This is a genomic window from Methanobacterium sp. (assembly GCF_038562635.1).
Taxonomy (GTDB): Archaea; Methanobacteriota; Methanobacteria; order Methanobacteriales; family Methanobacteriaceae; genus Methanobacterium_D.
Genome location: NZ_JBCFBO010000001.1, coordinates 595,195 through 618,415, shown reverse-complemented (window position 1 = coordinate 618,415; position 23,221 = coordinate 595,195). Strand labels below are relative to the sequence as shown.

Genomic DNA, 23,221 nt, shown 5'->3' with positions numbered 1-23,221 from the left:
TTTATATTTTAAAAAATCAATTCTAAATTTTTATATAATTTGGGAAACAAACATTATCTATAAATTTAGTCAACGGGTGTTTTCATGGGTAACAATGTTAATAAAATGTCAGCTTTATTGATCGCTACTATAGCCTCCTTTTTAACTCCATTTATGGGTTCTTCTGTTAATATCGCACTTCCAGCAATTGCTTCTGAATTTGCTACAGATGCTATTTTGCTGAGCTGGATTCCAACAGCATTTCTATTAACATCAGCCATGTTTGCTGTTCCATTTGGAAGAATAGCAGATATACATGGAATGAAAAAAGTTTTTACCTCTGGAATTATTATTTTTACCATAGCATCTTTTTTATCAGCTATGGCTCCTTCCACCCTTACACTTATTGGATTTAGGGTGTTACAGGGAATTGGTAGTGCAATGATTTTTGTTACTGGACTTGCCATTATAACATCAGCTTTTCCTCCTCAAGAAAGAGGAAAAGCAATTGGAATAAATATTGCAGCAGTTTACACTGGACTTTCTCTTGGACCGGTTTTAGGAGGTCTTATAACTCATTATATTGGCTGGAGAAGTTTATTCTATTTAATGGTACCTTTTGGTTTACTGGTGATTGTTTTGATATTCTGGAAATTAAGGGAGCAGGAATGGGCTGCATGTAAAGGAGAGAAATTCGATTTACCTGGTTCAGTGCTTTACAGTACAGCTCTTGTACTGGTTATATTTGGATTTTCATCGCTTCCTGACATATGGGGAATAGCTGCTATAATTGCAGGTGTTTTAGTATTTTTAGGATTCACCAGGTTGGAATTGAGTATAGATAGTCCTGTGCTGGATATGAAACTATTCTTTAAAAATAGGGCGTTTGCCTTCTCTAATTTGGCTGCACTTATAAATTACAGTGCTACATTTGCAGTTACATTCCTTTTAAGTCTTTATTTACAGTATGTAAAAGGATTAAGCGCGCAAAATGCAGGTCTAATTTTGATAGCCCAACCGATAATGATGGCCATAATAACTCCTTTTGCAGGTAGGCTCTCAGATCGTTATGAACCACGTATCATGGCATCTATAGGAATGGCTCTGGTGACATTGGGACTTTTAATTTTTGCATTTATAAGCGCACAGACTACATTTGAGTATATAATAATTGGATTGATTGTACTGGGCATTGGATTTGGACTTTTTTCTTCCCCCAATACAAATGCCATTATGGGATCTGTGGAAAGGAGATTCTTTGGTGTAGCTTCAGCTACAGTCAGTACCATGCGTCTGGTGGGTCAGGTTTTAAGTATGGGTATAGCTATGTTGATTTTTGCCATGTTAATTGGCAGAGTGCAGATATTACCTGCCCAGTACCCTGCTTTAATTCAAAGTATACAGATAACATTTATCATATTTGCTGTACTCTGTTTTGGAGGTATTTTTGCTTCAATGGCCAGAAAATAAATAATTGATTCAAATAGGAGGTTAAAATATGTATAAAAAAATTTTGCTGCCTACAGATGGCTCGGAAAGTTCAAAAAGAGCAGGTGAACATGCTATAACCCTTGCAGATGTAACTGGCGCTGATATCATTGTATTGAATGTAATTGATGTCAACTATCTGCAGCCTTCTTACCTGCCGAGTTTTAGGGAAGATCTGGAAAAAGAATTAAGAAACGAAGGGAAAAAAGCTATTGCTAGATTTGAAAAAGATTTAGAAGATAGCCAGTGCAGGGGAATGTGCAAAAACATTAATTTCATATCTAAAATAGATGAAGGAAAACCGCATGAAATTATACTTGAAACCATGGATAAAGAAGATGTTGATATCGTGATCATGGGAGCTTCGGGCAGGCATGGTTTAGATAGGGTTTTAGTTGGGAGTACTACAGAAAGAGTAATAAGAGAAACAAAACGCCCTGTTCTTGTGGTTCCATAATTTTTAATTTAAAGGGTTATACATTTCCAGAACTGATTTAAAGTTCCCCTGCTTCCATACTTAATACTTTCTTTTACAAATTTTCCAGCCTTTTTAACAGCAGTTTCGATATTATCTCCTTTTATGAGAGATGCGGTAATTGCAGATGAATAGGTACATCCGGTACCGTGGGTATTGTTACTTTCAACAAGTTCTCCTTTTATAACTTTAATTGAACCATCAAAGAGTACGTCAGTTCCTTCAAGATGTCCTCCCGTAACTACAACATTACAGGTTTCTCCTATTTTAAGTGCAGCCTCTATGGAATCTTCTGTATTCTCTATTTTGACTCCTGAAATTTCCTGGGCTTCATGTATATTGGGGGTGGCCAATTCAGCAACAGGTAAAAGATATTTTTTTAGAGATCTGGCAAAGTCTTTTTGGGACAGATGCCCCCCAGAGCCTGCCACCATTACAGGATCAACCACCACTTTTAGTCCATACTCGGTAGTTTTTTGGGCAACTGTTTTTATGATTTTATCAGAGTAAAGCATCCCTGTCTTTGCAAATTCAATTTTTTCCTGTTTTAAGATTGTATCAATTTGTTTTTCAATGAACTGCACATCAACTGGCTGAACTCCCTCTACTTTATTTATATTTTGAGCAGTGAGGGCTGTTATTACAGCAGTTCCATAAACACCAAATGCAGAAAAAGTCTTGATATCATTTAAAATTCCAGCGCCGCCTGAAGGGTCAAAACCAGCAATGGACATCGCGATCATATAGTGGCCTCTCGGCTAACATCCAACCTTTCAGATCCATGGTTAGATTTAACTTTAAGCTGTACTTTCTTTAAATAGTCTCTTGCTTCAGTTCCTTTTCCATGTAGCATTATTTCGCCGAGGTCTTCTGCTGTATTCACATCCAGGGATAAATAAAAGGAATCATAAATGCTGTGTGAGAGTCCTCTTAATTTAGCTTCATCTATATGTTCAAAGAAGCTGTAATCTCCGAATTTCACACAAAAGGAAGTAGGGCATAGAAGTGCATTTGTACCTCCGCCTTTGGAAGGAGCAATGACAACATCAAATTCTTGACTTCTATTTAATATCTCTTTAACATGATTCTTTTTAATTAAAGGCACGTCAGAGGGTACTATAAATATATTACTGCAAAAATTAGAATAGTGTTGAATTGCCTGAGTTAATGCACCATTTAAATCAGTAACTCCCTTTTCCTTAAATGTTTCAACGCCAAGTTTTTTTACAAAATTTAAAACATCATCATCAGAGCTTATAACTATTATATTGTCTACTAACCCGCTTAAAACTCCAATTACATCTTTTAACATGGATTTTAATAAATTTTCACGTTCCAATGGCGTTAACTTAGGGGATAATCTTGTTTTTGCATCTGTAAATTTTGATACTGGGATTACAGCAAATGTTTTTTCCATAGTGGTAACTCCTGAATCAGATTTTTTACATAGTGGTTAATTCATTTATAGACCCTACTTGAAATAAAATTTTAATTAATATAAATTATATTGATTCTTTTATCCAACTTATAGTATTGTCTATCCATGATGAAGTTGATCCACTGTTTGATTGTGTTTGATTTAAATTTTTGATATTGCTTTCTGTAACGTTGAATGTGCTCATAACATCACTTTTGGCATCGGCTATATCCTGACGGAACTGTGACCATGTAATGTTATTATTGTCCACAACTGCCACTGGTTCTCCAGTATATGGATTCAAGTTGCCTTCGGATGTAATTATCCAGATTTGAAGTTGGGCGTTCATAGCACTTTGAGAGTTAGTTGGATTAGAACCACTTATCACACGAGTTATTGCGCTGTATGTGGTATTTACAGGTAATAGCTTTGTACCTACGACAGCCCTTTGAGATGGTTCTAGGCAGTATGCCTTTACAGTTGCATTTGAGTTTGATGATATTGTTTTATCTTCTGCAATTACAAGATCTTGAGATACTGTACTTACAAGTACGTCTCCTTTCTTCACTTTAACAGATTTGCTTGCATTATTTGTTATCATAACCTGGTGAGGAACTGTACCTGCTGCAGTTTGCTGAACTACTGTGATCTTTCCACTAGTATATGCGTCGTTTAAATGTACTCCACTGGATACTGAGTAACTTATCATTCCCGAAACTAATGCAAATACTAAAACTATTAATACAAGACTTACAACTCTTATATTCATCTGTTTCCCCAGCTAATGTTTAATAGGTTTTTGCAATCATAGTTCTGCATGTGGAAGGCTTTCCACAGTTAATACATTCACGTGCTGCTGCCCCTTCCTCTTGAAGTAAATCTATCTCTTCTTTTGCTATTTCGGTTAAAGGCATTTTGTAAGTCTCTGATTTACTTTCTCGAACTCCAAGAATATCTACTCTGACTTTTTCCTCAAGTTCTTTTCCGCAAGCTTCATTTCCGCACCAGTGGAATGTAACAATTCCCATGTTTTCTTCAATTTCCCGGGCAGCTTCTTCAACGGTTTCAGCATCTCTTAGGTGCTTATTGAAGGATCCCCATGCCTTTTCTCTCATATCATGAGTTATATTGTCTAATGTGGATTTAATTTCATCTATAAATTCATCAGATTCAATTGAAATAGTATCTTTTTCAAGTTGATCCCTTCTAAAGACTACTGCATTCTTATTTTCAATGTCACGAGGACCTATTTCCATTCTTAGAGGAACTCCCCTCATTTCATGTTCATAGAATTTTTTGCCTGCTCTTATGTCCCTATCATCAAAATGGACCCTTAATCCTGCAGACTTGAGTTTAGCTTCTATATTTCTACAGAACTCTAAAACTTCTTCAGCACCTTTTTTAAATATAATTGGTACAATAACAACCTGATAAGGTGCAACTGCTGGTGGTAAACATAATCCTTTCTCATCTCCATGAATACCTATAATTGATGCTATAACTCTGTCAGATATACCGTAACATGTTTGGTAAACATATTTATGGTCTCCTTCTTCTGTTTCATAAGTTATGTCAAATGTCTTTGCAAAGGTTTGGTCAAGATTATGTACTGTTCCAATCTGGAGTGCTTTTCCATCAGGGAGGATGGTATCAAATGCTACTGTATATTTAGCACCAGGGAATTTGTCCCACTGTGGGCGCTTTGAAATCATATAAGGAATTCCGAGCATATCAAAGAATTGTTTGTAAATTTTAACTGCATTCTGTACCTCTTCTTCACATTCTTCTTCTGTTGCGTGTACAGTATGCGCTTCTTTAAATGTAGTAATTTCCCTGACCCTTATTAGAGGTCTTGTGTGTTTTGTTTCGTATCTAAATGTGTTAACGATCTGGTAAAACCTCATAGGGAGATCGGTATGGGATCTTACCCATAATGAGAACATTGGATACATGGCAGTTTCACTTGTAGGTCTAAGTGCAAGTTTTTTATTCAGTTCTGTAAGTCCTCCATGTGTAATCCAGTAAACCTCTTCTTCAAAACCTTTGACATGTATTGCTTCCTTTGCAAGTTCATCTTCAGGGATTAACATTGGGAAAAGTACCTCTTCATGGGTCTTGTCTAAGATATTTCGAAGAATTTCTAAAGTATATTTTCTTATTTTGAATCCTTGTGGTTGCCAAACGTTCATCCCTTTTACAGGATATCTATCGTCGATTATTTCTGCTTCTTCTAAGATATTATGGAACCATTCACTGAAATCTGTCATATATTCACCTAATTAAAATCTAATAAGTATATAAAATGATTATATTTTTTATGGATATTATAGTAGATAGTTGTTCCTTTAATTATTTAAGATTAAAGGTAGGGAATTCTCTAAAAAAGTAATTTTTAATCCCATTAAATAACTAATATAAAACTACGCTCATGCCCCTGAGGTTATGTAATTATTTGTAGTTATATCTTCATGTGAATATAGTTGAAGTTTTTAATATAATTAACTAAAATTACAATTTAACAGAAAGTGTAATTTGGGGTATAGATATGGGCGAAAACTAAATCGATTTTAGAAGATAGATTTGAGCTTAACTTTTTAATTTAAATTTCATGATATTATTTATTTTAATAATAAGGCTAAAAATAGGGACTTTAAACACTCAAAAATCATGATTTTCTGGCACAAAAAGTATAGCTTCGGTGATTTTTGGATTGAAATTTAAATAAAAATTTAAACATTTAAAAAATAAATGAGGGGCTACATGTATTATTGTAACAATTTTAAACATACTAACTACTAATTATTTAATAAGACTAATTTAAATTTTCTCAATTTTGAAAAAAAGAGTTTTTATCTAAATAAAAAGCTAATAAGCTTTTTTAAATAATTACACGATTTATCTGTATGCAGTAAAAGCAATAGATATGCTTATTTTATTAAAATAACGTTTTAAATGACTTTATTTGTTAAAAGTACCAAGTAGGGCATGTTGTCGTAATACTTAATTTTATATAACTTCATAGAACGCTTTAAATTAAAAAAAGAGCTTTAAAGATACTTTTTTTTCAAATTTAAACCAAAATATTTATATGCTGCGGAGATTAATTTGTTCCTACTCCCTGAAAAACTCAGATTATAGTTTTTTGATTGGGAATCGGAGGCGGTATAATTACGAAAAAATCGTTATTTGTGGCCCTACTAATATCCAGTCTGTCATTGATGGGTATCGCTGGTGCAAGTGCATCAGATGTGGGGGCTGCACAAACACAGGCTGTTAATAACAGTACTGCGTATAATTTAATCATAAACCAAACAGCAAACAATACTTTACAGACAAATACTAAATCTACAACTCAAGCTGTGGCAAATTCAACTATAAAATCTACAAATAACAGTCAAACACAGCAAACTACAGTAAATACCAGTGTTAGCAGTCAGAAACAATATGCTGCAGCAGGAGAAACAAAAACAACAATTAATTCAACAAGTTTTACTGTAAGTCAAATCACCGATGCAGCAGCCAGGGTCAAAGCATATATCGAAACTAACCATGTCCTTCCAAATTATGTGACAATTGGTACAACACAGGTTAAAATGCCTGACTTCTTAAGACTGCTTACTGCAGGTTTACTGCAGTTAAACAACGGAACAACGACAAAGATAACTTTAAAAACTGTCGCTGCTCCTGCACAATCCAGTGAAAACATTACAAGTGGAAATATATACAAGTCAGATTATGTAGACCTTGCTAAAAGAGTTAAAACATTTATAGATGCAAATGGTATAACACCAAATTATGCAAACACTAATCTTGGTAAATTAAGGTATGAATCCTTGATTTATACATATTCAAAGATACTCAATTACTATCAAACAAACAAGGCATTACCAAATTATGTTTCAGTAAAAGCATGGTCAACAGTTACTTCAGCTGTATCACAGGCAAGACCGGTATATATAACAAGTGATTACATAAATGGAGCAACAACTGATACAAATAGAATCAACGCTATTGTAAATGGTCTAAAAGCACTGGGAATAAATGCATATAACGCAGGTTTAGGTGCTAATACTCATTATTCAGTACTTCAAAATACAAATGTACCTGCAAATGCTTTAATAGTTGATGTTTATGGTGGAGCAGATGCTGGTGTAATATATGAAATGGGACAAAGCTATTACAAGAAATTAGTTGGAACTAGAAAAGTATTCTGTGTATGGATGGCCCCATCATCGGTTAATATAACTGGTTTAGCATGGCTGCCAAGGGCACATGATGATAATTATAGCCCGGCTAGTTTTACAGGACTGGCACACCCAGATCAATATCTGTTAAACAATGGATATAATTACATTTATTCTGGAGATTTGAATGCAGTAATAGCTGCTATCTACAAACAAGCGACAACATAAATGCTGTTTTAAGTAAGTTAATAAAATATTTACTTTTTTTTAATTTTAAAATAAGATTTTTTTTAAAATGTGTACATAAAAATTTAATTTTTATTTAATTAAAAAAATAGTTAATTGAAAGAGATGTGATCCTTATTTAAATGTGAAATAATTAAAGAACCTTGAGTTACAAGGTATCCTTAATGTTTTACTCCTCTTCCTCTTTTACTTCCAGCTTTTTTATAATGACTTTTTTGTCTTGTTCTAACGTTAGTTCCTTTTACTTTTGCCATTTTATTCACTCCTAATTTATTAGTTTAAATATTGTAATGGTACTGATTTAAACACTCAAACAAGAAAGGTTTGGTGTACAAAAACTACAGGTTTTGCAAGTCTCAAAAATAGTTTTTATTTGAGTCAGTACCTCTGAGCCTGAATTAATGCATATTTTTGCTTTTTTCAGTACACGTTCTGCAAGCAAAAAATAGTTCTTTGCTTATAAAGATCGTCAATCATTTAATTTATTTTTTGATATTCCTTTATATATTTGCCTATTTTAAAAGTATTTTTTAAAGTTCCAAACTTATAATTTAAGATATATATAACTTTTTGAATTAGTTATATAATTTTCTGTAAATTGAGTTAATTTAATGATTTAGCCACTTAAAAAAGTTTTCAAAATAGAAAAAGATATAGTTTTAAAACAATAAATTTGCGATACAATGAATGAATATTATAAGGACGATAATATGGACTTTAGGAAAATCCAACTACCACGAGAAATTCATACTGGCGAAGGAGTAATTGAAGAAACAGGTTCTATCTGTAAGGATCTCATGTTTAAAGATAAAGTTCTGGTGGTAAGCGGGCCAAATACCCTCAAGATAGCGGGAGAAAAGGCTATAGAAAGCCTTCAAAATGAAGATTTTGATGTTGAAACTTTTATAATTGATAATGCATCAAAATCAGCTGTTTTAGAAGTTCAGGACGCATCAAAGGATGTTTCTGTGGTCTTGGGAATTGGTGGAGGTAGGGTAATAGATGTTGCAAAACTGGCGGCAACCCGAAATAACATTCAATTTATAAGTGCCCCAACTGCAGCTTCTCATGATGGAATTGCTTCACCAAGAGCTTCTATAAAGAATGAAAAAGGATCAGTATCTCTTGAAGCCCAATCTCCAATTGGTGTTATTGCAGATACAGAAATCATAAGCCAGGCCCCATTTAGGCTTCTTGCAGCTGGATGTGGGGATATAGTATCAAATTACACTGCTGTATTAGATTGGAAATTATCTTACAGGCTTTTAAATGAATATTATAGTGATTCTGCATCTGCATTATCACTTATGACTGCTAAAATGACTTTAGAATCTGCCGATGCAATAAAAGAGGGCCATGTAGAAAGTGCTGCTCTTGTTGTTAAGGCGCTCATAAGCAGCGGAATGGCCATAAGTATTGCAGGGACAAGCAGGCCTGCAAGCGGATCTGAACACAAGTTCAGCCATGCTTTAGATATTGTTGCACCTAAACCTGCACTACACGGTGAACAATGTGGTATAGGTACTATAATGATGATGTATCTACATGGGGGAGATTGGAAATATATAAGGGACACCTTAAGGACTATAAAAGCTCCAACAACTGCACGTGAGCTAAAATTAGATCCAGAATGTATTATTGAAGCACTGACTATGGCCCATACAATTAGGAGGGAAAGATATACTATTTTGGGAGATAGAGGGCTTACAAAAGAAGCTGCTGAAGAACTTGCAACTGCAACTGGTGTTATCTAAAATCCTAGCTCAAATAATTAAATCTCAATCCGGAATAAAACTGGAGTAAATAAAATGACCTCACTTTTAAAACAGTATTCAGATTCAAGTAATTTTATGGCAAGGGTTGAATTAAACAGGCGATTTGGGACAAATCCCTATAAATGGACATTATGGTTATTTGATCAGATTCAATTTAAAAAAGACGCTAAAATACTTGAGCTTGGATGTGGAAATGGAATATTATGGAAATCAAACCTTCAGAAGATACCTGAAGATGCGCACATTCTACTTTCTGATTTTTCAGAAGGGATGCTTGGTGATGCTAAACTCACTATGGGTGGTGCTGCAGAAAGGTTTGAATATGAGTTAATAGATGCAGAGCAGATTCCACATCCCGATAATTCATTTGATGTGGTTATTGCAAACCTTATGCTTTACCATGTTCCTGACAGGAAAAAAGCAATATCTGAAATTAGCAGAGTTTTAAAGAGTGACGGTGTGCTTTATGCAACTACTTTTGGCCTAAATTATATGAAAGAATTGAGTGATCTGGTATCTAATTATGATAAAAACGCTAACTGTTCATTGGAACCAGTTGCGCGTGCATTTGGTCTTGAAAATGGGGAAAAACAGTTAAGTGAATCTTTTGGAGATATAAAGCTCGTAAAATATGAAGATGGTCTGGAAGTAACCGAAGCTGAACCTTTAGTAAACTACGTTCTTTCATTTACAAGGGTTAAGAATGTTACAAATGGTGATAAAATAGTTGATTTTGAGGACTATATTACAAATATTTTGAATGAAAATGGTAAAATCCAAATTGAGAAAAAATCAGGCATGTTTATAGCTAAAAGGCCATATTAATTTATTTTAGTTTATAATAATTTAATATTTCAAACTGTTTAAACTTTTATTGACTATTTTTTAAGTTTATTTACTTTTTCAATGTTCCCAACAAAGTCTTATTTTGAAATTTGTGTAATATTAATTTTTATACTGAAAGTAATATAATATTAATATAAAATTAGAGGTCACTGTATGTACAAGAAAATATTACTGCCAATAGATGGATCTGAATGTGCAGAAAGGGCAGGAGGACACGCAATATGGACTTCCAATGTAAGTGGCGCTGATATTGTTGTTTTATATGTTGTTGACACTTATTTCCTGCGGTCAGCATATCTGCCAAATTTTAGAGGAGAATTATATGATAGTTTACAGAATGAAGGAGAAACGGTAGTAGAACGTTTTAGGAAAAAACTGGAAGAAAGTCAATGTGAAGGTTTATGTAAAGGGGTTAAATTAAAAACTGAAGTCACTGGTGGAAAACCGTATGAAGAAATTCTCGATACTATCAGGAGGGAAAGTATTGATTTAGTATTTATGGGTTCTACTGGTAAGCACGGCTGTCAAAAATCATCGACTTTTGAAGGTCTAAATCGAACTTTATTTGGAAGTACCACAGATAGGGTACTGAGATCAGCAAAAGTTCCAGTTGTTGTAGTTCCCTAATATAATTAAAGAGCACAATGAATTATTTTATTCAAAAATTATAAAAATTCTTGTAAATCTTTAGGATAGTTCTTAATATTTGTTAAATCTAGTTAGGTTAATTTTAATTTATTTTTTTAAGGATTAGACAGTTATGTAATAAGAAATTTCAGATGATAACTATTTATATTCATATACCTAATGTTTTTATATAACCGTAGAATATTAAAAATGGTAATACTATTTAATTTAATTTCATGTAAAATGCCATTTAAAAATTAAATAACTGCTGTTTTCTATATTATGCAGCATACAGATGAAATATCAGATAATATTTGATATAATTGAACTAATTATATAAAACACCATTTAAAGGAGACAAATTATGATAACGCTCATTGGAAAAACTCTTGCAGAAGAGGGGCTTAAATTCATGCATTATGGAGCTTCTGCAGAATGTGAAGCGTGTAGATTTAAAAGTACATGCATTGATTCTTTAGAAGAAGGAAGAATGTATGTAGTAACGGAGGTAAAAGACACAGAACACCCCTGTCCTATACATGATAGTGGAAAAGTTAAAGTTGTTGAGGTGGAAAGAGCAGATATTGAAGCACTTGTCGATACTAAAAAAGCATTTGAAGGGTCTATGCTTACCTTTGAATTTCCCGAATGCGATAAAGAATGTACAATGAGGGAATTATGTTTTCCAGAAGGTTTATATGCGGACGACAAGTGTAAAATAATCAAATCTCTTGGGAAACCTGCTAATGAATGTATAAATGGATTAAAACTTAGTTTAGTGCTTTTAAAATAAATTTGCTATTTATATTTTTCAAATAATCTAATAATTTTATATATTTATTTAGATAACTTATAAATACGTTTTTAAAATTGAATATAATTTAAAAAATTACTATAAATTTATTAATTGAGGTCTAATTATGGAACTTAAACGAAATGTAGGATATGCTGCTGCAAAATTAGTTGAAGATGGAAATATAGTGGGACTTGGAACTGGATCCACTACTCTTTATTTTATAGAAAAGCTTGGAAAAAGGATCATAGAGGAAGAACTTGAAATATTAGGTATTCCAACATCGTACCAATCTTTTTTACTTGCAAAGGAAAATGGAATTCCTGTAACCACCCTTGAAGAACATTCAATTGACATTGCAGTTGATGGTGCAGATGAAGTTGACATCAGTTTAAATCTGATAAAAGGCGGCGGAGCAGCTCATACAATGGAAAAAATCGTTGACAGCGCTGCAGATAAATTTATAGTTATTGTAGATGATTCTAAAGTGGTCGATAAACTTGGAGCATTCCCCGTACCTGTTGAAGTCATTCCACAAGCTTGCAGAACAGTCAGTGATCATGTAAAGCAGTTTGGAGGAGTCCCTACCCTGCGAATGGGTCAAAGAAAAGGTGGGCCGGTTATAACCGATAACGGTAATTTTGTCCTTGACGTTAAGTTTGAAAGTATTGAAGATCCTGCATATCTTGAAAAAGAGCTTAATTATATCCCTGGAGTTGTAGAAAATGGAATATTTTTTGGAGTAACAGATGAAGTTCTTGTAGGGTCATCTGAAGGGATTAAGTCACTGAAAAAATAAAAATTCTTTTTTTCTATATTTAACTTTATTAATACTTAATTTTTAGATCTTTAAAATAAATAGGGAATAGATTTATCCCCCATTTGCTTTAGAATCAGTGATTGATTTTTCTACAATATTTATTATTGCATCTTGAAGCTCTTTCTGCTCTGCTTCTCCTCCGCAAACCATAGGTATATTATCACAGTATACAACACCTAATCCTGCATTGAGGGCGTCCTTTGTTGCAACATCTACTGCCGCAGCTTTAAGTTCGGTGAGCATTATGTCTGCGTCATCTATATATTTTTCAATATCTTTTTGGAGCAACGGCCTGTTTGAAAGGTGGGAAGTAGTCCCTACCACTTTACAGCCGTAGTTTTCTTCAAGATAAGTTACCAACACATCCTTTATAGAATCAGGAGCTGTTGTAGCAAAAAGAATGTTTTTGTCCTTTATATCTTCCAGCGGCTTTGGCCTAAAAACAGTTGAGATAATTTCAGCCTTTGGGTTTATATCTTTTATGAATTTTTCAATCCTTTTAACCTTCTCAGGACTGGACATTGGTTCTTCACACATGGTGATGATTATTAAATCTGCTAATTTTATTCTAAATGGTCCGAAATATTCTTCCAGATTTTGAATTGGCTGATTGGCACCCACCAATACAATATGACGGTTGGTTTTAATAGGGGGTATGGCAGCTCCACTTCCTTCCATTATTATAAAATCAGCATCAACATCATTTGCAAGTTCTGCACCCCTTTTCATGTTGGTTATAAAAACATCTCCAACCATTCCGCCGCCGCATCTTCTACATCCAATGGTTAAAATTCGACTCATGAGGGCATCTTCCCAGTGATCAGAAGCAGCATGCACTCCTTTATCTGATTGTTCCATTAGATACTCTGGAGTTATCTTTATTAAATCACCGCGAACAATTTCAGGTTTTTCTGGCCCGCCTCTACCCATAGCAACGATACATGGGTTATATTTCCTATTATGGATTAATCGAGCGGCATATGCTGAAACTGCTGTTTTACCGATCCTTTTACCAGTACCCAGTATTTTAAGCGATGGTTTTTTTAAAACATCATGCTCAGTGATGGGGTCAAATTTAAAATCAGGTCCTTCGTATGGAATCCCTCTTTCAAGTGCAACAGTTGCAAGTTTAAAACGTTTTGAATAATCAACTATTGGTTCATCACTTAAATCCATAATAATGTCAGCATCATATTTTTCGATCATTTCCCCTATTAATTTATAGGGAATTTTGTGATGATCTTCACCAAAATGAACAGGTCGTTCTAACTTTTCAGAGATTCCTTCTTCAGAGGCTTCCCTTAATTTTTCAGTTCCACCAATAAAAATAACAGCAACAATCTCATTGTGCTCTAAACTATCTAGTAAATCTAGAGCAGACTTTGTAACAGGTAAATAATGTTCACCATCCACTAAACATATCATCTTCCTTAAACCTTTCATGGATATACCTACTTTTAATTTATACTAGGTATTTTTGAGTTTACGAGGTTAAATAATTTTAGTTTAAGGCAGTGAACCAAAATAATTTTATAGAATATAGCAGTATAAACTAAATCATTTCCATTTTCTTGTCTTTCTGATATTTAAGTGCATTGTCCTCATGCATCCGAATTAACTCTTTTTTGGACCTCTTTGCTAGTTCGGATAAACCATTTGCAATATTTGATGGTGCTGCACTATTATTTTTCTTAGCTATTAATTCAGAAATAGATTCAGATAATACAAAAATTGCATATTTGTGTTCTGCTTTTGTTCGGTGGATGTGGTGTGGACTTATGTTAAGGCGGAAATATTCCTCGCATTCCTCTTTAACTTCGTTTTCATCTTCTAAACTTTTTAAAACATATACCAAAAACTGATGTAGTTGTATAAGTTCGTCTTTATACATTATTACGAGCCCCTCCTTTATCACTCTTGAAATTTAATGACATGTTATTTATAGATTGTGTTGTGCAATATGAGAAAAGAAATGATAAAAACTTCGTTTAATAATTCTTTTATTATATTCTTAATATGATGATGGATAAACTTTTGGTTGCTATGTGAATTTATTTTTAAAAGCATTTTAAAAATAAATTGTATTATATCAAAGATATTGTAAGTTTGATTAGATATTTTTTATAATGAGTTGATTTTACTATTATTTAATGTTAGTTTTATTGTGACAAATTTCACCATCACATTTTAAATTATCCACAGCCATGTATTTATGTATAATCACAAAGGTGAGATTAAATGTTTATTTTCATAAACAAAGAGTTAATTTTTATTATTATTTATAAATTTAACATTGTAATCATTATTTAAGTAATCAATATATTTATGTACATTATGAAATAAAAATAATTTCGAAATTAAAGTAAAAATCAGGAAAGTGAGAGCAGCTATTGGCAAATATATACCAATTCTCCCAGCTTTGGTAAGTTATACAAAGGATACTCTATTTTAAAGAATATATTTGTTGTTAAAGGTTTCCAGTTAATTTAAGAATAGATTACACTTTAGTTATCATGCTCATGTCCATGAGTTGTGTAATTAATGTAATTTTTCATGTCATGATGTGAACTGCATGTTTTTATACATTTTATAGGGCGAATTTTTAAATTAACAATTTAATACTTACTCAGGAATAGAAAGTTTTTATCCATATCTTTAATCTTATTGTCTTTAGGAAGTATTCCATTTAACGGCCAATATTTAATAGTCATTTTTAGTGTTATATCTTCACTTTTTGATTAATTATTCTAAAATATTTTAAATTAGTAGATTAAAATAGTCCTCTTTAGTCAAATATTTAAATTCAATTTAACAAACTAAGTTTGTGATAGGATGGAGATAGTGAAACTTAAAAGCGCAGAGAAAAATAAACTCATTAATCGCTCGCAAATCGATGCAGAAAGCGTGATTGAAATTGTAAGCGACATACTTCATAATGTCCGGAAGGACGGAGATAGCTCTTTAAAATTTTATACTGAAAAGTTCGATAACGTTAAATTAGATGATCTTAAAGTCAGTGAAGCGGAAATCAAAGAGAGTTATGACAAAGTAGATGCTAAAATAGTAGATGCATTAAAAAAGGCTGCTAAAAACATTAAAAAATTTCATAAATCCCAAATTCCAGAAGAATGGTTTGAAGAAGTTGATAATGGAATTACTGCAGGCCAGATAATTCGGCCAATTGAAATTGTAGGTTGTTACGTTCCGGGGGGACGTGCTGTTTACCCTTCATCAGTTTTAATGACAATCATTCCTGCAAAAATTGCAGGTGTTAATAAGGTAATCTGCTGCACACCTCCAATGCCTGACGGCAGTGTAAATGAAGCTGTACTTGTTGCAGCAGATATAGCCGGTGCAGATGAAATTTATAAAATAGGTGGGGCTCAATCCATAGCTGCCATGGCATTTGGTACTCTAAGCGTCCCTAAAGTTGATAAGATAGTAGGTCCAGGAAATATATTCGTTACAGCTGCAAAAAAATTAGTATACGGTGATGTAGACATAGATTTCCCTGCAGGACCATCAGAAGTACTTATAATAGCTGATGAAACCGCTAATGCAGAATTTATTGCTTATGATATGATGGCTCAAGCTGAACACGACCCTAACGCGGCATGTGCACTTGTTACAACATCAGAAAATATTGCAAATAATGTAAATGCTAATATTTTAGAAAAAATTAAATACATGCAAAGAAGTAAAATAATAGAGGAATCCCTTGAAAAGTATGGTAAAATAATAATTGCTGATTCTCTAAGTGACGCTGTGGAGTTTGCAAACGATTATGCTCCAGAACACCTGATCATTATGACAGAAGACCCTGAAGATGTCCTAAAAGACATCAAAAATGCAGGTTCTATATTTTTAGGAGAGTTAACTCCAGTTGCAGCTGGAGACTATGGCTCTGGAACAAATCATGTTCTTCCAACTTCAAAATGTGCAAGAATGTATTCTGGGCTTTCGGTGGATTCATTTATTAAAAAACCGACAGTGCAGCGGCTTTCAAAGGAAGGGGTCCTCAACTTAAAGGATGTTGTTATAACTCTTGCAGAACATGAAGGACTTTTTGCCCATGCTGAATCATTTAAAAAGCGATTAAGTGAGGATTGAATATTGAAAATAGTGTTTTAGTGGTTTTAGGTAATGTAGGTATTGCCCATGTGGAATCATTAAAGCTAAATAAAAACTGAATATCAAATATTGGAAGGAATGTTTTCAGTGGTTTTAGGTAATGTAGGTATTGCCCATGTGGAATCATTAAAGCGATTAAACCATTAAATTTCATGCAAATATCATATTTTAATGTAACCATGATAAATTCCTAAAGAGGGATTACAAATTTACAGACACGTTCAATAAATTATTGATTATTTAACTATTTTAGAGGTGAATTACTTGACAGACTCATTGGGAGATTGGAGAAGAACTCATTATTCAAAAAGAATAAGCCCTGAACTAAGCGGAGAAGAAGTTACAGTTATGGGTTGGATTCATGAAATAAGAGACCTTGGAGGAATAATATTTGTCCTTCTAAGAGATAGGGATGGACTTATTCAAATTACTGCCCCAAGTAAAAAAATTACAAAGGAACTACTTGAAGAGATAAGAAAATTGAGGAGAGAATCAGTAATAGCAGTTAAGGGAACTGTGCAGGATTCTTCAAAAGCGCCAGGCGGCTTTGAAATTATTCCTGCTGAAGTTAAATTACTCAACGAATCTAAATTACCTCTTCCACTGGACACAACAGAAAAAGTACATGCAGAAATAGATACACGTCTTGATTCAAGATATGTAGATCTCAGGAGAGCATCTGTAAGTGCTATATTTAAAATAAAAAGCAGAATGCTTCATTCTGTCAGGTCTTTCTTTGAAGAAGGGGAATTTATAGAAATAAACACTCCAAAACTTGGTGCATCTGCAACTGAAGGAGGAACAGAACTTTTCCCAATAACATACTTTGAAAGAGAGGCATTCCTCAGTCAAAGCCCTCAACTTTACAAACAGATGATGATGGCTTCCGGACTGGACAAAGTATACGAAATAGCACAGATATTTAGGGCTGAAGAACACGATACTTTAAGGCATTTAAACGAAGCTATTTCTATAGATGCAGAAGCATCTTTCTGTAATCATGAAGATATGATGAATGTTCTGGAAGGACTCGTACGCACAGCAATTAAAAATGTTAGAGAGCAGTGCGAAGATGAACTTAAAATTTTAGGAGTAGATCTGGAGGTACCAGAAGCTCCATTTGAAAGGGTCGATTATGACGATGTTGTTGACATCGTAAATTCCAAGGGTGTCAACATGAAGTATGGTGAAGACCTATCTCGAGCAGCTGAAAAAGCAATTGGGGAAAAAATGGATGACTACTACTTCATAACTGGATGGCCAACTGATATAAAACCATTTTATGTAATGCCTGACAGTGAAAACCCAGAAAAAAGCTGTGCATTTGACCTGATGTATAAAGACCTTGAAATATCATCTGGTGCCCAGAGGCTCCACATGCATGATATGTTAGTCGAAAGGATTAAAAAACAGGGTTTAAACCCAGCTTCATTTGAAAGGTACCTTGCAGCATTTGAATATGGAATGCCGCCACATGCCGGTTGGGGATTAGGTGCTGAAAGGTTTACAATGTGTATCACTGGAGCTAAAAACGTTAGGGAAACTGTTTTATTCCCAAGGGATAGGCGAAGGTTAACTCCTTAACCCAACTCTTTCTTTTTTAAATCCAAATCACTTCTTTTTTAAGTATTTAATCAATTTAAATACATCTTATTTTCTGTAAAATTTTATTTATCCATTAATAATCTATTTAAATTAACTACAACTTATTTTTAAAACATACAATATTTAAATACTCCATCATATGGTTACAAATCTTTTATTTTTTTAGGATACTACTATTTATATAAAAGTAATACAATATACATAGTCAAATACTGAATTAATAAAGGAAGTGTAGCAAATGAATATCGGAGAAATAGTAAAGGATGCTGTAACTTATCCACTTTCAGATTGGAAGAAAACTGTCAAAATTCTTTGAATTTTGACGCCACAAAAACTACGTTTTTGCCGGTTTTGATTTTAGGAATTATTATAATAGTTAATGGTATATCTGCTGTTGCTATGTCATTGGGCGTGACAAACATTGATGTAAAATTGCTTTTAGTCGGAATTGGCTTCATAATTGGCTTTTTTGTAAGTGGTTATACGTTAAGAATCATAAAATCATCATTAGATGGTAAGACAGAACTTCCAAGGTTTAACAATTGGGTTGATATGGGTATTGGTGGTGTTAAAGTATTCCTAACATTTATTGTTTATTCGATCCCTGCTATCATAATTATGTTAATTCTGATTGTATCATTCTTTGAATCATTTACATTATCTTTGGAAAATATAGGATCAAACCCATTAGAATTTTTGTTTAACCCTTTTTTATCTGTAATCTGGTTAGGAATCCCGAATATAGGTGCATATTTATCTGATATATTGTCATTTGTAGGGCCCGAAGGAATCTCTGCTCTTATTGGAATTTTGTACATGATCATAATTACTCCAATATTATTAGTTGCAATAGCAAATATGGCATATTATGGAGGTGAACTTAAATCAGCCTTTAGATTCCATGAAATATTCGATGAAATCACAAGTATAGGATGGATTAATCTCATAAAATGGTATGTAGTGGCCGGAATTATTTTTTTAATCATATTCATTGGTATAAATGTGGCTATAAGTTATATTTTCAGTTTAATATACCTTGATATTGTTGGGGGAGTTTTAATTTCATTAATTATTTCTCCATTCTTCTTCATGTATTTCGCAAGAGCAGTGGCTTTATTTTACATGCCTGATGAAGAATAACTTTTTAAATTTCTTTTTTAAATATCCATATGGCTACTTTCCTACTTTTCTATCCATTACGCCGCCGGCTGCTACTGGCGGCTCAGGTAGTAAGTTGAAGCAGTATTAAAAAGAATTTTAAAATTCTTTTAACCACTCACTTTTTTTGAAACTGCCCCTCCAATCATGCTAAAATAAACCATCCCCTGTTTATAGATATGGCAACATGTATAAATTCAAAAATACCCAATGAACCCAAGCGGTGTAAATGGTAATGAAAATGAGATTATTAATTTATAAAGCTTGAAACATAGGTACTCCTCCAGTGTAATATAATCTTCTTTGCATTCACTTACAAATACTGCAACAAATCCAGCTACGATATTTGATATGAGTATTCTAAATCATGAAAGGTTAACATAAGTTGAGAAAAGCGAGAAAAAAACCTCTTGTAGTACCATATTATTACATAAGATAGATCAAATTTGGCCAGTAATTATCACTAATTTGTATCTATCTCGAATAAGAGTATATTACTTAAAGAATCGGCTATTTTGTATAGATATAAAGTTGATTTTCAATATATCGCTCTGATAAATGTGCTGTAAAATAAAAGGCTGATTAATATACTTGAACTAGTCTAAAAACTGTTTTAAGAAAATTAGTTGAGAATATAAAAATTCAAAAAAAAATAAAAAAAGTAATTAGATTCCGAGTGGAATCTATGAACTTACGTTCCAAACCTGGGTTCCGTATGGGTCCAGTGCTCCTCCTTCTGAATGTACAAGTTTAAACTGGCTTAAACCTGCACCATTTTCAAAGAACATCTTTGTGAACATGGAATCTTCCAGTTCTTTGTTCATTATAACCATAATATACGTGTTATTCTGGTTTATAAGGAGTATACTGAACTGACTGTCATTGGAAACTACCTGGTTCAGTTTTACGCTGCCGTTTTGGACCACAATTAACTTGTGAGGTTCCATTACCTGGGTTTGGTTATTTTGCTGGTACTGAAGGCCTGCAGCTATTTGGGTTCCATTTATCTGTGCAACAATAGCAGATGTATTTGAAAGTGCAGTTCCAACAACGGTTGTACCGTTAACCTGCTGGGTAACTCCCTGTCCTGCATAATAGCTGTAACCCTGTGCGGTGTTATTTTGGAAATCCCAGTTTCCAAATCCGGACCAAACTCCTGCTTTACCAACCATGTCTGTACTTAATATAAGTTCGTGTGGGGCTGGATTGGATGGATGTGTATATTGTAACACATTTTGGGCCTGCTCTGTGGTGAAATTATACTGGCTTGTTAATATGGTTTGAGCAGCGCTTTTGTCAACTGGTAAAATTTTATCCAGTATTTCTACACTTTTACTTGTATTTCCTGTATAATTTTCAACAGTTGAATAACCTTTATCGCCGCTTGAAGTCAGCATTCTGAGTATTCCTGCAGATAAATTCTCATTATTTGTTAGCAGTGCCTTTCCAACCCAGTAAGCACGCGGTGTGTTTTGAGATCCACCGTCGAATGTAACTGGTCTATCTGCCACTGCAGTAAACATGTGGCCGAAGTCCCACCATGAAGTTAAGACGGTATTATTCGATGTGTTGTTTCCAATCCAAGTTAATGAGTTGTACATTGAATCATCTGTACCTGGAACTACTGAATTTGCTGTGGCGTATGCTCCATATACTGGGGAATATGCTACAGCTGCAATTATGATTATAACTGCCAGTGTGCAGTATTTAACATTCTGTATATGTTTTTTGATGTAAGGTATGATTAAACCTACAAATAGCCCTGTTCCTAATGCTATTGGGAGGGCGAATTGTTCAATGAATCGTGACCCCTGTTTTAACATAAGGCCAGTACCTACAAGCCATACTGCAAATAAAACTGCGTATAATAAGTAATTCTTTTTGGTTTCCAGTATCTGAGGATCTGTAATGATACTGCTTTTTTTAACTTCTTTTTGAGTAACTTCTGCTTTAGTTTTTTTGGCTTTTCTTCTAGGCTTACTTTTCCTCTTTGGTACATTCTGCACATCATTATTTTCTTTTTTAGTTCCTTCTGGTTTTAATTTCCATATTAGCAGTGGAACAACTAAAATACCAAGCACAAATGGTACAATTCCTCCAACTTCACTTACAACTGAAGATATGTCAGGTACATGGAGTTCTCCAACTGATACGTAGATATTAGGATAGGAAGAACCTGTGACAGTAGCTTGTAACTGTGAAAAACTAATAGATCCAGTTAAAGAGCTTATAAATCCTGAAGGTCCCCAGTAAATGCTCATCAAAATAGAGCCTAAAACTGCAAACACAACCAGTGCAAAGAGCGCACGCTGGTCCATAAACCATTTAACTTTGTCAGGATATTCTTTAAATGGTTTAATGGTTTTCATTTTTAATAGGTAGTTTGAAACTAAAATGTACAGAACTGCCACACCAATTATCAGGTAGAACAGGTACCACCAGCCTTCCCATGCTATGGAATAAACAAGCAAAGAAATGGCGGATAAGACTGCATAGATTGATCTAGTCTTGATTTCTTTTGTAAGAATGCTCATGATGAAGAATCCCACGATCATAATTGGGAAGATCATGTTAAACATATCTGTATCAAAGAATCCGGCAAATGTGTGCATGAAATATGCAGGTGCTAGACCAACTAAGATTCCCGCAACTATTCCTCCATAATCATTGCTTAATCTTCTCACGAAGAGGTAAGCTGGAATAACTGCAAGTGAAGCTATAAATGGAGCTACCCATATACAAACTTCGTTTAAGGGTACATTTCCAAATAAATTCGCTAGTTTATATGCAAATGCAGTGACATAAACGATTAACACGTTGGATGTCGCTGATCTGCCGTCGGGGTAGGCAGAATGCAGGTCCCAATTGGTACCATTTATTACGGTATCCCCTACATGACCGTGGTCAAGATAATCTTGGGTCATCCTGTAATTGTAGTAGGAGTCCATTTCACTGAAGTATGGAAGCCCGTTGGAATCTTCAAACAGTGAAGTATAATTTTGAGGCACTCCATTTATATTAACTGCATCAGCCCTTAGGCTAAATGCCAGAATAAACAATAAAACTATAATTATTATAGGTTTAGCTTTAGATAATAGTATTTTTGTATTCATGTTGATCCTCATAAGTTTAATTCGTTTAAATTGATATTACAATACGGTTACTCATAATGCATTGATATCGATGCATGATTTGTAATATACTACGTATCAATTTGATACTGTAGTTTTAGATGTATTGCAATACGGTTGAGTCATATGTACATGGATATTGGTGTTACCCATGGTGCAAAACATCAATCCAATGAATTAGTGATTTATTTTCATATTATATAAGATGATGCCAAAATTTGACCATAATATGTTATGATAGTATTAAATTTTAATTGAAGATGTATTCTTCACAATATAAAAAACTAATTAAAACAGAGATAAAGCATAAAAAATATTTAAATAAATTCTATTTTGAGTTTAAAAGTAAAATCAAATTAATTTTAGCATTATTATTCTAAAAAGACGATATTACTACTATTTAATCCTAAATAATTTATTTGTAGGATATTTATACATTTGCAGTTATAATTAAGCGATTTGCCATAATTTTCAAACGATATGGATACATTAACAACTCGTATTTCCAAATTTAAATATGAGGAGTATTCTATCAATTTTTTTATC

General features: G+C 33.5%; 18 protein-coding genes. 11 read left to right on the top strand and 7 right to left on the bottom strand.

What is annotated here, in order from left to right; translation table 11 throughout:
• Positions 1–84: 84 nt before the first annotated feature.
• Together AAGU07_RS02905 and AAGU07_RS02900 are read left to right on the top strand one after the other, a co-directional pair.
• Positions 85–1,449, top strand: a complete 1,365-nt coding sequence (locus tag AAGU07_RS02905) for an MFS transporter (protein WP_342457721.1) — start codon at positions 85–87, stop codon at positions 1,447–1,449.
• 28 nt (positions 1,450–1,477) lie between these two features.
• Positions 1,478–1,924, top strand: a complete 447-nt coding sequence (locus tag AAGU07_RS02900; RefSeq protein ID WP_342457720.1) for a universal stress protein — start codon at positions 1,478–1,480, stop codon at positions 1,922–1,924.
• An 8-nt stretch (positions 1,925–1,932) separates the two neighbouring features.
• On the opposite strand, the gene thiD is transcribed toward AAGU07_RS02900, so the two are convergent.
• The 4 genes from thiD to proS all read right to left on the bottom strand — a co-directional run bounded on the left by thiD (position 1,933) and on the right by proS (position 5,626).
• Complete coding sequence (gene thiD, locus AAGU07_RS02895; RefSeq protein ID WP_342457719.1) at positions 1,933–2,685, bottom strand: bifunctional hydroxymethylpyrimidine kinase/phosphomethylpyrimidine kinase; 753 nt, start codon at positions 2,683–2,685, stop codon at positions 1,933–1,935.
• The gene (gene cofC, locus AAGU07_RS02890) at positions 2,682–3,359 is read right to left on the bottom strand and encodes a 2-phospho-L-lactate guanylyltransferase (protein ID WP_342457718.1); all 678 of its coding nucleotides are present in this window, start codon (positions 3,357–3,359) and stop codon (positions 2,682–2,684) included. The genes thiD and cofC overlap by 4 nt, the downstream gene beginning before the upstream one ends.
• An 85-nt stretch (positions 3,360–3,444) precedes the next feature.
• On the bottom strand, positions 3,445–4,128 hold the full coding sequence (locus tag AAGU07_RS02885; protein ID WP_342457717.1) for a hypothetical protein: 684 nt from the start codon (positions 4,126–4,128) through the stop codon (positions 3,445–3,447).
• A gap of 19 nt (positions 4,129–4,147) precedes the next feature.
• Complete coding sequence (proS, locus tag AAGU07_RS02880; RefSeq protein WP_342457716.1) at positions 4,148–5,626, bottom strand: proline--tRNA ligase; 1,479 nt, start codon at positions 5,624–5,626, stop codon at positions 4,148–4,150.
• 879 nt (positions 5,627–6,505) lie between these two features.
• Here proS and AAGU07_RS02875 point away from each other — a divergent pair.
• From AAGU07_RS02875 to rpiA, 6 genes are all read left to right on the top strand, one after another.
• Entirely contained in the window at positions 6,506–7,771 is a 1,266-nt protein-coding gene (locus AAGU07_RS02875; protein ID WP_342457715.1) for a pseudomurein-binding repeat-containing protein, read from the top strand.
• A 728-nt stretch (positions 7,772–8,499) separates the two neighbouring features.
• The gene (locus AAGU07_RS02870) at positions 8,500–9,543 is read left to right on the top strand and encodes an NAD(P)-dependent glycerol-1-phosphate dehydrogenase (protein WP_342459333.1); all 1,044 of its coding nucleotides are present in this window, start codon (positions 8,500–8,502) and stop codon (positions 9,541–9,543) included.
• Positions 9,544–9,597: 54 nt separating this feature from the next.
• Positions 9,598–10,389: a class I SAM-dependent methyltransferase gene (locus AAGU07_RS02865; RefSeq protein WP_342457714.1), complete on the top strand. Its 792-nt coding sequence runs from the start codon at positions 9,598–9,600 to the stop codon at positions 10,387–10,389.
• A 174-nt stretch (positions 10,390–10,563) separates the two neighbouring features.
• Positions 10,564–11,037 carry a universal stress protein gene (locus tag AAGU07_RS02860; RefSeq protein WP_342457713.1) on the top strand — a complete coding sequence of 158 codons (474 nt, stop codon included), beginning with the start codon at positions 10,564–10,566 and terminating at the stop codon, positions 11,035–11,037.
• A gap of 364 nt (positions 11,038–11,401) precedes the next feature.
• The gene (locus tag AAGU07_RS02855; RefSeq protein WP_342457712.1) at positions 11,402–11,830 is read left to right on the top strand and encodes a UPF0179 family protein; all 429 of its coding nucleotides are present in this window, start codon (positions 11,402–11,404) and stop codon (positions 11,828–11,830) included.
• A 127-nt stretch (positions 11,831–11,957) separates the two neighbouring features.
• The gene (gene rpiA, locus AAGU07_RS02850) at positions 11,958–12,629 is read left to right on the top strand and encodes a ribose-5-phosphate isomerase RpiA (RefSeq protein WP_342457711.1); all 672 of its coding nucleotides are present in this window, start codon (positions 11,958–11,960) and stop codon (positions 12,627–12,629) included.
• A gap of 72 nt (positions 12,630–12,701) precedes the next feature.
• On the opposite strand, the gene AAGU07_RS02845 is transcribed toward rpiA, so the two are convergent.
• On the bottom strand, positions 12,702–14,093 hold the full coding sequence (locus AAGU07_RS02845) for a cyclic 2,3-diphosphoglycerate synthase (RefSeq protein ID WP_342457710.1): 1,392 nt from the start codon (positions 14,091–14,093) through the stop codon (positions 12,702–12,704).
• Between the two features lie 109 nt (positions 14,094–14,202).
• The gene (locus tag AAGU07_RS02840) at positions 14,203–14,541 is read right to left on the bottom strand and encodes a UPF0058 family protein (protein WP_048081157.1); all 339 of its coding nucleotides are present in this window, start codon (positions 14,539–14,541) and stop codon (positions 14,203–14,205) included.
• Positions 14,542–15,482: 941 nt separating this feature from the next.
• Here AAGU07_RS02840 and hisD point away from each other — a divergent pair.
• The 3 genes from hisD (at position 15,483) to AAGU07_RS02825 (ending at position 19,526) form a co-directional block, all read left to right on the top strand.
• Positions 15,483–16,760 carry a histidinol dehydrogenase gene (hisD, locus tag AAGU07_RS02835; protein WP_342457709.1) on the top strand — a complete coding sequence of 426 codons (1,278 nt, stop codon included), beginning with the start codon at positions 15,483–15,485 and terminating at the stop codon, positions 16,758–16,760.
• A gap of 285 nt (positions 16,761–17,045) precedes the next feature.
• Positions 17,046–18,365, top strand: a complete 1,320-nt coding sequence (gene aspS / locus AAGU07_RS02830; RefSeq protein WP_342457708.1) for an aspartate--tRNA(Asn) ligase — start codon at positions 17,046–17,048, stop codon at positions 18,363–18,365.
• Positions 18,366–18,674: 309 nt separating this feature from the next.
• Positions 18,675–19,526, top strand: a complete 852-nt coding sequence (locus AAGU07_RS02825) for a DUF4013 domain-containing protein (RefSeq protein WP_342457707.1) — start codon at positions 18,675–18,677, stop codon at positions 19,524–19,526.
• 701 nt (positions 19,527–20,227) lie between these two features.
• Here the strand turns inward: AAGU07_RS02825 and AAGU07_RS02820 are convergent.
• A complete protein-coding gene (locus AAGU07_RS02820) occupies positions 20,228–22,657 on the bottom strand; it encodes an STT3 domain-containing protein (protein ID WP_342457706.1) in 2,430 nt (809 codons plus the stop codon).
• Between the last annotated feature and the right edge of the window lie 564 nt (positions 22,658–23,221).